Genomic DNA, 12,035 nt, shown 5'->3' on the forward strand with positions numbered 1-12,035 from the left:
CGACCAACTCGAAAGTCGCATTCCCAAGGGACAGGATATCGCAGGAGAAGTTTGGCTCAACACCTTACTCACTGCCGCCAATACTGTTCCCCAAAATGCCCACGAAACCAAAATCTGGTTTTGTACATTCACAAATTAAAAAGTCGGGATGACTGGATTTGAACCAGCGGCCCCTTCGTCCCGAACGAAGTGCGCTACCAAGCTGCGCTACATCCCGAAATTAATAGCAAACCCATCTTATCATACTTTCTCGGCAATTGCGATTTTCCTTGGTAGGATCGATAAGTATTTCAGTTGGGAGTTGGAAAACTTTGGCGGTAAAACCAGATTGGTTGCGGGTTAAAGCCCCTCAATGGCAGCGTGTTGGTAGCGTTAAAGAAATTTTACGCGATTTGGGGCTGAATACGGTTTGTGAGGAGGCTTCTTGTCCGAATATTGGCGAATGCTTCCATGCTGGTACAGCTACCTTTTTAATTATGGGACCTGCTTGTACTCGCGCTTGTCCTTATTGTGATATCGATTTTGAGAAAAAACCTCAAGCTCTCGATCCTAGCGAACCATTACGTTTAGCTGAAGCCGTAGCACGTTTAAAATTAAATCATGTGGTGATTACTTCAGTAAATCGAGACGATCTTAGCGACGGTGGAGCATCTCAATTTCAACGCTGCATTGCCGAAATTCGCGCTGTTTCACCCAAAACTACAATCGAGGTGTTAATTCCCGACCTTTGTGGTAACTGGGAAGCACTAGAATTAATTATCTCTGCCGAACCAGAAGTATTAAACCACAATACTGAAACCGTACCTCGATTGTATCGTCGGGTACGTCCCCAAGGAAATTATCAGCGATCGCTCGAACTTCTTCAACGCACTCGTGAAATAGCTCCTGGGATTTACACTAAATCAGGTATCATGGTAGGATTAGGAGAAACTGATGCTGAAGTTATCTCGGTAATACGAGATTTACGCCAGGTTGACTGCGATATCCTCACAATCGGACAGTATCTCCAACCTTCAGCAAAACATCTCGGCGTACAAAATTTCGTTACCCCAACTCAATTTGACTCCTGGCGACAATTTGGCGAATCTCTCGGCTTCTTGCAAATCGTCTCCTCACCCCTCACGCGCAGTTCCTATCACGCCGAACAGGTAAGAGAATTAATGGAACGCTATCCTCGCTAAAAAGGTGTAACTGTTTGTTTAATTGTCTCCCCACGCTGAATTATCTTTAGTCAAGGCAAAATACATAAAGCCTCAAAATTGTCAAGGAGTAAAGCTAATTTTTTAAAATTAATTAATATTAGGGGATTTCAGGAACTAAAGAAACAAAAATCTCTTCTTTAATCTAGGAGAAATGTCAGGAAACACGATTTGATGTGACGTAGATTATATAGTTCCTTTGATCGAAGTCAATCCACAAGGAGTGACTCACTGCTTATACTAAAAGCGCTGGGAGCAAATCTCGGCTCAGATACCAAATTAAAGAATCGATAAGCAAAGTTGTTTTGTCCTAGAGTTTGGGAATCCTAGCAGTAAGAAGAGAAAGTGACGATCGCCAAATTCGATTATCACTGGTTGTAATTGAGAAACCACTATGCCAGCTACTCCTTTCTATATCAGCACAGAAGACAACGATCCTGCATACAGCTTTGAGCTGAACGATAACAGCGAAAATCTCGAACCAACGGGAGATGACCTGGTAGAACTCGATCTCGAAGCTACAGATGCAGCTAGCTCGGCTAAACGAGCCAGTCGTAGCACTACAGACTTAGTGCGGTTGTACCTTCAAGAAATCGGTCGGGTTCCATTACTAAAGCGCGATGAGGAAGTCTCCGAAGCGCAAAAAATTCAGCGTCACATGAGTTTGTTGGAGTTGCGCGCTAATCTTGCTGAAGATGGCGACAAACTTATGGAGCATTTTGTTCAGTTAATCGAAGCTCACGATCGCCTTGTCTCTCAACTCGGTCATCGTCCTTCTTGGCAAAAATGGGCGACGACTGTGGGAATAGAAGTTTCAGAGTTGAAGGAAGCTTTAGCCGCCGGAAAACAGCGTTGGGCTGAGGTTGCTGGCTTAAGTGTCTCAGAACTGGAAAAAGTTCAAAAAGCAGGTGTTCGCGCCAAAGAACACATGATCAAAGCCAACCTACGCTTAGTCGTCTCAGTAGCGAAAAAATATCAAAATCGGGGATTAGAGCTACTAGACTTAATTCAAGAAGGAACATTAGGTATAGAGCGAGCAGTAGAAAAATTCGATCCGACCAAAGGATATCGCTTCAGCACCTACGCTTATTGGTGGATTCGTCAAGGAATCACTCGCGCGATCGCTACTCAAAGCCGCACAATCCGCTTACCAGTTCACATTACAGAAAAACTCAACAAAATTAAAAAAGCCCAGCGTAAAATTTCTCAAGAAAAAGGGCGCACTGCCACCATTGAAGACATTGGTAAAGAACTCGAAATGACAGCCGGACAAGTACGGGAAGTTTTGATGCGAGTTCCTCGTTCGGTTTCTTTAGAAATTAAAGTCGGTAAAGAAAAAGATACCGAACTAGGTGACTTACTCGAAACCGATGACATTTCGCCCGAAGAAGCTCTAATGCGAGAAGCATTGCAACGAGACTTACAGCATCTCCTCGCCGATCTTACCACCCGCGAACGAGAAGTAATTCAGATGCGTTTCGGTTTGGGAGACGGTCATCCTTACTCTTTAGCAGAAATCGGTCGTGCATTAGAATTATCTCGCGAACGAGTACGTCAAATTGAAGCTAAAGCTTTGCAAAAGTTACGCCAACCGAAACGACGCAATCGAGTACGAGATTATCTCGAATCTCTCAGCTAATTAACGTAAGTTTGGGATAAAAAACAGGGAGAGAGTAAACTTGATTGGGCTCAAATCCATTCAGGCAATCTCTCCCTATCTCCAGTGGAAACTGAAGTATCTTATTGAGATCGGCTAAGCGTGGCTTAAAGCAATAGAAGATCGGACATACAGAGATTAATCCTCAAAAATATCTATTCGCGTAAGCACTGAACAGTGTAGCGATCGCTTAATCATCAAAACATAGATGCGCTCGGCATTTGACAAAGGTATCAATCTTTTCGGTTTGTCCAAAGTCCAATTAAATCTGAGTCTCTCTCCTCCTGTGGAGATGCTATGAAAATTTTACTCGTTGAAGATGACAAGCATCTCGTACAAGCCCTTGTAGAAGTTTTAACTGATAAGCAACACTATACAGTTGATGCTGTTAACGATGGCGGAGTAGGTTGGGAATTTATTGAAGCGACTGTCTATGATTTAATTATCCTCGATCTGATGTTACCGACATTAGATGGCATTAGCTTATGTCAAAGATTGCGTCGAAAGGGTTGCCAAACTCCAGTTTTAATGTTAACTGCTAGGGATTTCAGTGGCGATCGCGTCCTGGGATTAGATGCGGGAGCAGATGATTATGTGGTCAAACCCTTTGATTTACCAGAATTATTGGCTAGGATTCGCGCCCTTTTAAGACGGGGTAAGATTAATTTATTACCTGTGTTGACTTGGGGAGCATTATGCCTCGATCCGAGTAATTGTCAGGTCACTTATCAAGGAGAGTTATTATATTTAACCCCTAAAGAATATAGCTTACTAGAACTATTGTTACGTCAACAGGGAAGATTAATCAGTCGTGAAACCATCATCGATCGCCTGTGGTCATTTGACGATCCTCCTTCAGAGGCAACAGTAAAAGTTCATCTCAAAGCCTTACGGAGAAAGTTAAAGGCGGTTGGTGCGCCAGCAGATTTTGTGGAGACAGTGTATGGTATGGGGTATCGGCTTAAACAACTTTAAAAAAAAGCAACACCTACGATGGCGACTTTTCCTATCTTATTTAACTGTCATGATGGCAATTTTAGGAGGTTCAGCATTAGGAGTTTATCACTACACTCGTCACAGTCTTTACAAGCAACTAGATCGACGCTTAGAAATCTTAGCTCAAGCTGCTTCTCATAATTTGTTAGCAATTAAAGCAGACTATGGAAAACGTCAACAAAATGAAGCCATCGATCGTTCAACCTCTTCCCAGACCCGATGTTATCTCGATCGTGATGGGGATTTAGATATTCCCTGGCAGCAATTACGTCAGCCCGATCAAGGCGTAGAATGGTTTAATGGTCAAAAACAATTAGTCGGTTATGCGGGGACATTATCAAGTGTATTACCGCCCCAAGCCGGATGGCAATTTTGGCAACAGGGTGAGGTGAGAGCCTTAACCTTACCTGTTTATAGTTATGGTAATGGGAAAGAGCATCTAGAAGGTTATATTCGTACCAGTCAAGTCACCCAAGAAATCGAGGCAGTTTTGAATCGTTTGCGTTGGGGATTGGGAATCGGGGGGATTGGCGTTTTAAGTTTAACGGGGTTAGGAGGAATTTGGTTGACTAGGCAATCCCTACGTCCCATTGAGCAAAGTTTTCAGCAACTTCAACAGTTTACAGCCGATGCTGCCCATGAGTTGCGTAGTCCCTTAGCAGCCATGAAAACCTCGGTGCAGGTGATGGATTATTATCCTGAGCGAATTCATCCCCAAGATCGTAAAAAGATTAACGCGATCGCGGTGACAACAGATCGCATGATTCGCTTAGTGGAAGATTTACTATTATTGGCACGAATGGACACCGTTACCCTTGCCGATCTCCATCAAAGGAAAGTCCTTTCCTTAAGCGAGATTTTAGAGGATTTGCTGGGACTCTTTCAATCTCAAGCCCAAGACAAAGGAATTAGGCTACAATCATCCTTGCTAGCTAACGTGAAGGTAAAAGGCGATCGCACGCAATTGACGCAAATTTTTAGAAATTTGCTCGACAATGCCTTACAATACACACCTTCAGGGGGACAAGTCACGCTTACCCTGACAGTTGAACGAGAGAGTGTCATCGTTACGGTAGAGGATACAGGAATTGGCATTGCTCGAGAACATCTTCCCTTAATTTTCAATCGCCTCTGGAGAGCCGATAAAGCGCGATCTCGACAATCAGGGGGGATGGGACTAGGACTTGCCATTACTCAAGCTTTAGTCGAGCATCATCAAGGAGACATTTCAGTCAGGAGTCAACTAGCGGTTGGGACTTGCTTTCGAGTCCGCTTACCCCTCGCTGAAAAATAATTTCTCCATCTACCCCAATTTCTACCTCAATCTTGTTTTAACCTATCAAATAGCTTGACTGAGGTCTTGCATTAATCAACTCTCAAAATATTTAGCAGATGAGTCGTCTTTTTCGCAAATATCATCGTCTTTTGGGGATTATCATCAGCCTTCCCCTTTTGCTCACCATTATCACTGGCATAAGTTACAGCATCTTTGATGAACTGTTAGGACAAGGAGAAATTGGTCATTTAATGCTGGAAATTCACACAATGGAAATTATCCATTTAGAAATCATCTATCCCTTGCTCAATGGGTTAGGACTCTTGGGGTTATTGGTAACGGGTTTAAGCATGACAAACTTCTTCAAAAAGCCACTATCAAAGAGTTAAAAAAACTAAGTTTACTTTTAATCAGTAATCTCTACTCTGCTTGGTAATAAAAGTTTAATTAGGAGGAGATGAATAGTATGATGAGTTCTTTAAAGCTATATTCAACAATTAAAAAGACAGGAACTTGGACAATTTTGGCGAGTTTAGCTACCTTGTCTGTTGTTAGTTGTCGGCAGCCTGAAACTCCCCAAGCTAACATTGAATCTTCACCCCTAGAAACTCAAGAAGTTTCCACTCAACCCGATTCTCCAACCTTAGACAATCTTCAAAAAGCTTATAACGGTGAATCTAATGCTCATGTGATGTATTTAGCTTTTGCGAACAAAGCTGATGAAGAAGGATACCAGAAACTGGCTAGTCTTTTCCGGGCTGCTGCTAAAGCTGAAGAAATTCATCGCGATAATCACGCCAAAGTTATCGAAACAATGGGGGCTCTTCCGAAAAACACCATCACCGATCCTCAAGTTAAGTCTACTCCAGAAAACCTAAAAGCAGCTATCAAGGGTGAGTCCTACGAGCGGGATACTATGTACCCTGAATTTATTAGTCAAGCTAAGATTGAAAACAATCAAGCTGCGCTACAAACCTTAACCTATGCTCAGAAAGCTGAAGCCCAACACGCTCAACTTTATACTGAAGCTAAAAATAATCTTGACTCTTGGCGTACCCAGACTGGCCCTTTCTATGTTTGCACAATATCTGGAGAAACTACGATTCAAAAAACTGCTACGGCAGAATGTCCTGCTGTCGAGGAGGGAGAATCTTATTTAGAAGTCAATTAGAGACTTCTGTGAAATTTCAATTGTTAACTCATCAGTTAAATACTTTGATGAAACGCCGTAAATTTATTGGTTTGATTGGGTTAGGAAGTGCTATCTCGTCGATCGTTTCCTCTTGTCTGCCAAAACAGTCCCAACCTCTTACAAATTCTGTCCGTGCTGATGGTTTTCAGGAAGTAGGGACACTAACCGAGTTGGCAAAGAATGAACAACTTTTCAAGCAAAACTTAGGAGAAGGAGACACAAAAGCTCTAGTTATTCGCAATCCCAAGAATAATAATCAACTCATTGCCGTGAATCCGACTTGTCCCCATGCAGGTTGTACGGTGGCGTGGGAGTCAGAGGAAGGGGTGTTTGTCTGTCCTTGTCATCATTCTCAATTTAGCAGTGATGGCGAAGTCTTAGAAGGACCCGCTACAGAATCTTTGATTAGTTATCCGATAAGACAGGAAGGGAACTTAATTTTAGTTAAAATTAGCTAGGTTTAGCGACTGGAAATCATCCCCATTTTTAGCCCAGATTAAAAGAAACTATTCGATGAGCTATTTTCGGTTTAACCCGAACTCAGGTTAACTAGCTAGAAAACTGGGTGGTTTGCCCAGTTTTTTTGCTTTTTTCAGTAATTACCATTTACTAAATCTTGGGAACTAATGCCATAAGCTTTCTGTGCTTTCTCAATTGCTTGCTGAGTTTGCGGTCCCCAAAGTCCATCAATTTGACCTTGATAAAAACCCGCAGTTTTAAGCCGAGTCTGTAACTCTTGTACCTTAGTTTGAGGAAAAGGATTTCGTAAAGCCTGGAAAGTATTATTCCCAACAACACCATCCGGACGCAAACCTCGATCTTGCTGAAATCTCGTGACAGCTTCTTCGGTATCTATGTCGAAGTTACCACTAATCTGACCGCGAAAATAACCTAAACTTTGCAAATTGCGTTGTACTTCTGCCACCATCGTTCCTTGGGTACCCGCACGCAGAAGGGAAAGTTGAGAAGGTTGAGAAGGTTGAGAAGGTTGAGAAGGTCGTTCGTTTCCGCCACCAACGGCTAATGGGGGTAAAGCACCAATAGTAAGTGGTCCGACTAAACCATCAACGGTTAATCCTTTTGCTTGCTGAAAACGGCGCACCGCAGCGTCAGTTTGAGCATCGAAAACACCGTTAATCTCTCCATTGTAAAATCCTGCTTGAGCTAATCTTGTTTGGAGAGTTTGGATTTGTGCGCCGCGATCGCCTATTTTGATAATTTGTACTGCATTAGGAGGACTAGGTGCGACTGCTTGAGTTGTCGCACTACCGAGAGCAAGTTCGGTTTGCGGTCCGACAATACCATCGGGTGTTAATCCCCGATCTTTTTGAAAGCGAATCACTGCATCTTTGGTGATTTCGCCAAAATAACCCGTAGCGCGAGCTTTGAAATAACCTAACTCTTGTAAGCGTACTTGCACTGCCGTAACTTCTGGTCCGCGATTCCCTTGTCTGAGTAGTGCTAGCGCCTCGCTTGCTGTTCCTAAGATTCCCAAAGCTACAATCAAGGATAGCAAATATATTTTACCTTGACAAAAGATTCTTGAGTCAATGATTTCCTGAAAAGATTTTTCTAGCGAGTAGGTATTAACTACGCTATTTGGAAGGCTTTTGGTTTCTGTTTCGTAAACTAAAGCAAGATGAAGATAAGCAAGAGTTTCCATAATTTCCGGAGGTTATCTTAATCAATAAATGGGCAGGTTATCTTTCTCTTGTTAGGAAAGTAAAATTTAACGAATTGACCAAAGAGCTATTTGGGGAATTTTCCGCGCAGAGCATTAACATTACCCCTTCTCTTCGTCAATTGGACTTGGTTTCAGTCTCCTATCTTAAGCCAAAATTTCCTTTTACGGAAAAAACCAAAGCTAAATTAAATCTAGCTTTGGCTGAGAAAACTGCGGCTATTGCCTTTTTACGGAATTTTTCGGCAAATTATGCCTTTAAACTACTCCTGACTTGTAGCAAATCACTGCAAATAAAGTGGCTATACCTGTAATTGCCAATGCTATTAATGGATGTTGACCTTGACTAACAGCAAAGGAAGTGACGATTCCAGCACCCACCGAAGCCGTAAGAGCAGCACCCAAAAGGTCTTTATCTGTCTTTTTGTTGTACATAATTTGATTATTTGCTCGACTAAATTCTTAAATTTGCATCTAAAAAACAATGTTTATTCAAGTTATCACTCTGTTTTCCTGGCGATGCAGTCTGAGCTTGGTATTGCAATCAAGATTTAGATTTAGCTAAATTTCTTTACATAATTTACTGCTTAAGTATGGGTAAGAAAAGAAATTATCTTTAGTTTGTAAAACTTTAAGATTTAGATATTGACAGAAAATATAAAGTGTGTATGGTGTCATCCTGAGCGAAGCGAAGGATCTCCACTCAGGATGCAGTAACTTGGAAATAAAGACGCGATCGCACTCCAACTCGAAAACGACGAAACGCGATCGCTCTGGGAAAAGTTACTCTTCGTGACATCTCCCACTCGGAATTAAAAATTACAGAGTGGGCTTCTCACACAATCAAGCTAAATTTTTTCTACATTTCCTCCCTTCACCCAACCTTCTTCATCAGTATCGGGAATGCGGACTTTTTGCCAATTTTGATCGTCACTTTCTTCGAGGATAATAATTTCTTTATTAAAAGCGATACCGCCGATACGGTTAGCATCTTCTGAAGGTGTATCGCGCAAGCTTAATCCTTGGGGCCAAGTTACCCTAGCTTGATAAGCTCCTGGTGGTAGTTTTTCTTTTTTTGGTTGTGCTTCTTTTTCTGTCTCGGTAGCTGAGTCAGCAGGATTAGCCGCAGTTGTTTTGTTCGCCTTTTCTTCAGCAAAGACAGGTTTAGCTGGGGGAGCAGATAATTTAGTCAAAAAGTAATAACCTACACCACCCGCAGTTGCTCCGAGCAGGAGAATGCCAATAATAACGCCGAGGAACAATTGTAATAAACTTGATAAACCCTTAATTATTGCGTTCATATCTATTAGCCACCAGAGGAAACGAGAAAATTACTGAAGTTGACGTTGAATGCGATCGCTTAACACGCTGTCTCTCGAAGCAAGACGTGCTTTACCTGCGGCTGCCCAATTTTGCAAAAATTGAATTTGTTCTTGTGCTGTGCGGGCGAGGGGGACAATTTGGCTAGCGGCTTCTAAAATATCATCGGTGGTAAAGTCTCGGTTTTGGCTAAAACCGATGTGCATTGCTTCGATCAGTGTTTGTTCAATTTCTGCACCGGAAAAGTCAGGAGTTTCGTAAGCAAGGCGCTCTAGATCGTAACTTTTCAAGTTATGGGGGCGCAGTCGAGTTAAGTGTACCGCAAAAATTTCTTGACGTTCTTCTTGGGAGGGCAAACCTACGAAGAAAATTTCGTCAAACCTGCCTTTGCGGAGCATTTCCGGAGGCAAAGCTTGAATATTATTCGCTGTGGCGACGACAAATACCGGAGATTTTTTTTCGGCGAGCCAATTAATAAATGTACCAAAGACTCTGGAAGTAGTTCCAGCATCGCCCTTACTTTCTACTCCCGAAAAAGCTTTGTCAATTTCATCAATCCAGAGAATACAGGGAGCTAAGGCTTCGGCTAAACTAATCATTTGGCGAGTACGCGATTCAGATTCACCGACGAGTCCCCCAAAGAGTCTCCCGACATCCAAGCGTAGTAAAGGTAAATGCCAATGGTGGGCGATCGCTTTTGCGGTAAGGGATTTTCCGGTTCCCTGAATACCTACTAAGAGTAAACCTCTAGGATGAGGTAAACCATAAGCACGAGCGCGATCGCTAAAAGCACCACCTCGCCGCAAGAGCCAATCTTTTAAGTTATCTAAGCCGCCAATATCGGAAATTTGCTCAGTTGTGGGATAAAAATCGAGAATTTGGGTTTGGCGAATTGATTGACGTTTTTCTTCAAGAACTAATTCTACATCTTCAGGTTGTAATTCCCCACGTGCGGCGATCGCTCTTGTCAAAACTCGCCGAATTCGCTCTAAAGAAAGCCCTTGAGCAGAGCGAACTAATTCAGCTAAAATTTTCTCTGGAAGTGAGTGCTGAGTCGCACTAAGCAAACGCTCAACTTCCGCTTTAATTTCTCCGGCTGTAGGTAAGGGAAAATCCAACACTGTCAGCACTTCTGTCAACTCCGGGGGAATAGCCAGTGTTGGTGAGACGATCGCAATATTTTTCGCCTGAGACTTTAAACTCCGAGCCAAATTGCGGAGTTTGCGAGAAATCGAAATATCTTCTAAAAAACGATGAAAATCTCGCAAGACAAACACTCCCGCCGAATTCGCCGGGATTTTTTCGACAAATTCTAGTGCTTGCAAAGGATTGCGCTTACCAAAGCCAGCATTATTGGGGTTATCTTGATAGCCATCAACAAAATCCCAAATATACACGGCTCGATTACCCAAAGCTTTGGCAGATTGCGCGATCGCTGCTTCGACTCGTTCTTCTTCGGGAGTCGGAATATAAATCAAAGGATAGCAAGCACGCAGAAGTAGTTCAAACTCTTCGTAGAAGCTCATTTTTACATTTATTTAGATATCACTATTAGCTAATTGCCGCTCTTTTCCGTCTCCTACTAGGAAAGCTGTTTTTTCAGCGCTTCCAAAGCCGCCCAACGGCGATCGATTTGTGATTCTTCTTGGTAGTTGAGCACTTCACCTTCTTCATCAGACAACTGACGTAAAGGCAAAGCCAGACACAATTGTTCGTATAACCACTCCTGAACTTGAAAATAACCTTGAGGAGACAAACTTTCCGATAAATCTTCTGATTTTACTTCTCTTTCCAGAGGCAAATTTTCTGTAGAATTAGCATTTTCATCTAACCAAATCAACTCAGTTGTATCCACAACCAAGCGATGATTGTATTGTCGCAAAGTGCGATCGCAAGTCAAAGTAACGATCGTTTCTGCTTTCCCAGCTACTTCCAAATAAGTACCTCGATGAGTAACCACAACAGTTCCTCGCACAGGTGTAAGCGTTTCCAAACCGGGAATAAATTCCTGAACCTGAATCACCTCTGTTTTTTCTGGTGCTTTCAGTAGTTGAGGAATATAAATGGCTGACATTTTTTCTCCTCCTGCGTACCAACCACGGGAACGGCGGAAGCAATGCTTGCTGTCAATAATTACAGCAAGCAAAACTTACTTATCCTTACTGATTTTCTAGACACATCTTACAACCAGCTTAGTCTGAAACCTAATTCACAACCTTACTCACGCAAGCGTACCACCAAACGGCGATCGGGTTCCTGACCCCGACTGTAAGTGGACAAATCTTCAACCGACTTAAAAAAGTGATGTACTTGACGGCGTTCCGCCGCCGATAAAGAGGAAATTTCTGCTTCTTTACCTGTTTCTCGAACTTTTTGGGCAACAATTTCCACTCTTGCCTTTAATTCTGCTTCCCGTTGGAGGCGATAGCCATCGAGTTCAATTGTAAACGCCTTTTGCTCTTCTCGTTCGAGACCGATATTCAGTAAGGTATTAGCCAGATATTGCATAGCATCAATCGTTTCCCCTTGCGAGCCAATCGCGATCGCAATTTGTTCTGGGGTAAGGTCAGTTTCGTCAATAGTCAACCAACCTGATGTTGATTCGCCCCAACCCGTTCGCTCTGATGCTTTTACTTTAGCAGGTAAATTCATCAAAGCTAGTAGTTCTTCCAACCATAAAAGGCCTTGCTCGATTCGATCCATAATCGCCTTAT

Annotated in this window: 13 protein-coding genes and 1 tRNA gene; 7 read left to right on the forward strand and 7 right to left on the reverse strand. The window is 42.6% G+C overall.

The window, feature by feature from the left end:
- Positions 1 to 143 precede the first annotated feature (143 nt).
- A tRNA-Pro gene (locus G3T18_RS11220) sits at positions 144 to 217 on the reverse strand.
- A 94-nt stretch (positions 218 to 311) separates the two neighbouring features.
- Between G3T18_RS11220 and lipA the strand changes: the two genes are divergently transcribed.
- From lipA to G3T18_RS11255, 7 genes are all read left to right on the forward strand, one after another.
- Positions 312 to 1,181 (forward strand): lipoyl synthase, encoded by an 870-nt coding sequence (lipA, locus tag G3T18_RS11225; protein WP_224410644.1) that lies wholly within the window; start codon positions 312 to 314, stop codon positions 1,179 to 1,181.
- Between the two features lie 412 nt (positions 1,182 to 1,593).
- Positions 1,594 to 2,838, forward strand: coding sequence for an RNA polymerase sigma factor SigC (gene sigC, locus G3T18_RS11230; protein WP_224410645.1), 1,245 nt, complete (start codon positions 1,594 to 1,596; stop codon positions 2,836 to 2,838).
- 315 nt (positions 2,839 to 3,153) lie between these two features.
- Positions 3,154 to 3,831 carry a response regulator transcription factor gene (locus G3T18_RS11235; RefSeq protein ID WP_224410646.1) on the forward strand — a complete coding sequence of 226 codons (678 nt, stop codon included), beginning with the start codon at positions 3,154 to 3,156 and terminating at the stop codon, positions 3,829 to 3,831.
- A 49-nt stretch (positions 3,832 to 3,880) separates the two neighbouring features.
- A complete protein-coding gene (locus G3T18_RS11240) occupies positions 3,881 to 5,146 on the forward strand; it encodes a sensor histidine kinase (protein ID WP_224410647.1) in 1,266 nt (421 codons plus the stop codon).
- Positions 5,147 to 5,244: 98 nt separating this feature from the next.
- Positions 5,245 to 5,517, forward strand: coding sequence for a peptidase (locus G3T18_RS11245; protein ID WP_224410648.1), 273 nt, complete (start codon positions 5,245 to 5,247; stop codon positions 5,515 to 5,517).
- A gap of 77 nt (positions 5,518 to 5,594) precedes the next feature.
- On the forward strand, positions 5,595 to 6,299 hold the full coding sequence (locus G3T18_RS11250; protein WP_224410649.1) for a rubrerythrin family protein: 705 nt from the start codon (positions 5,595 to 5,597) through the stop codon (positions 6,297 to 6,299).
- Between the two features lie 8 nt (positions 6,300 to 6,307).
- Positions 6,308 to 6,778 carry a QcrA and Rieske domain-containing protein gene (locus G3T18_RS11255; RefSeq protein WP_224410650.1) on the forward strand — a complete coding sequence of 157 codons (471 nt, stop codon included), beginning with the start codon at positions 6,308 to 6,310 and terminating at the stop codon, positions 6,776 to 6,778.
- A gap of 134 nt (positions 6,779 to 6,912) precedes the next feature.
- Here the strand turns inward: G3T18_RS11255 and G3T18_RS11260 are convergent, their stop codons facing one another.
- The 6 genes from G3T18_RS11260 to G3T18_RS11285 all read right to left on the reverse strand — a co-directional run bounded on the left by G3T18_RS11260 (position 6,913) and on the right by G3T18_RS11285 (position 12,024).
- The gene (locus G3T18_RS11260; protein ID WP_224410651.1) at positions 6,913 to 7,983 is read right to left on the reverse strand and encodes a peptidoglycan-binding domain-containing protein; all 1,071 of its coding nucleotides are present in this window, start codon (positions 7,981 to 7,983) and stop codon (positions 6,913 to 6,915) included.
- Positions 7,984 to 8,259: 276 nt separating this feature from the next.
- Positions 8,260 to 8,436, reverse strand: coding sequence for a hypothetical protein (locus G3T18_RS11265; protein ID WP_224410652.1), 177 nt, complete (start codon positions 8,434 to 8,436; stop codon positions 8,260 to 8,262).
- A gap of 413 nt (positions 8,437 to 8,849) precedes the next feature.
- Entirely contained in the window at positions 8,850 to 9,302 is a 453-nt protein-coding gene (locus tag G3T18_RS11270) for an SH3 domain-containing protein (protein ID WP_224410653.1), read from the reverse strand.
- A gap of 30 nt (positions 9,303 to 9,332) precedes the next feature.
- Entirely contained in the window at positions 9,333 to 10,847 is a 1,515-nt protein-coding gene (locus G3T18_RS11275) for an AAA family ATPase (protein WP_224410654.1), read from the reverse strand.
- 56 nt (positions 10,848 to 10,903) lie between these two features.
- Entirely contained in the window at positions 10,904 to 11,395 is a 492-nt protein-coding gene (locus tag G3T18_RS11280) for a YceD family protein (protein WP_224410655.1), read from the reverse strand.
- Positions 11,396 to 11,538: 143 nt separating this feature from the next.
- Complete coding sequence (locus tag G3T18_RS11285) at positions 11,539 to 12,024, reverse strand: Jag family protein (RefSeq protein WP_224410656.1); 486 nt, start codon at positions 12,022 to 12,024, stop codon at positions 11,539 to 11,541.
- Between the last annotated feature and the right edge of the window lie 11 nt (positions 12,025 to 12,035).

The sequence above is a fragment of the Oscillatoria salina IIICB1 genome, from assembly GCF_020144665.1.
Classification (GTDB): Bacteria; Cyanobacteriota; Cyanobacteriia; order Cyanobacteriales; family SIO1D9; genus IIICB1.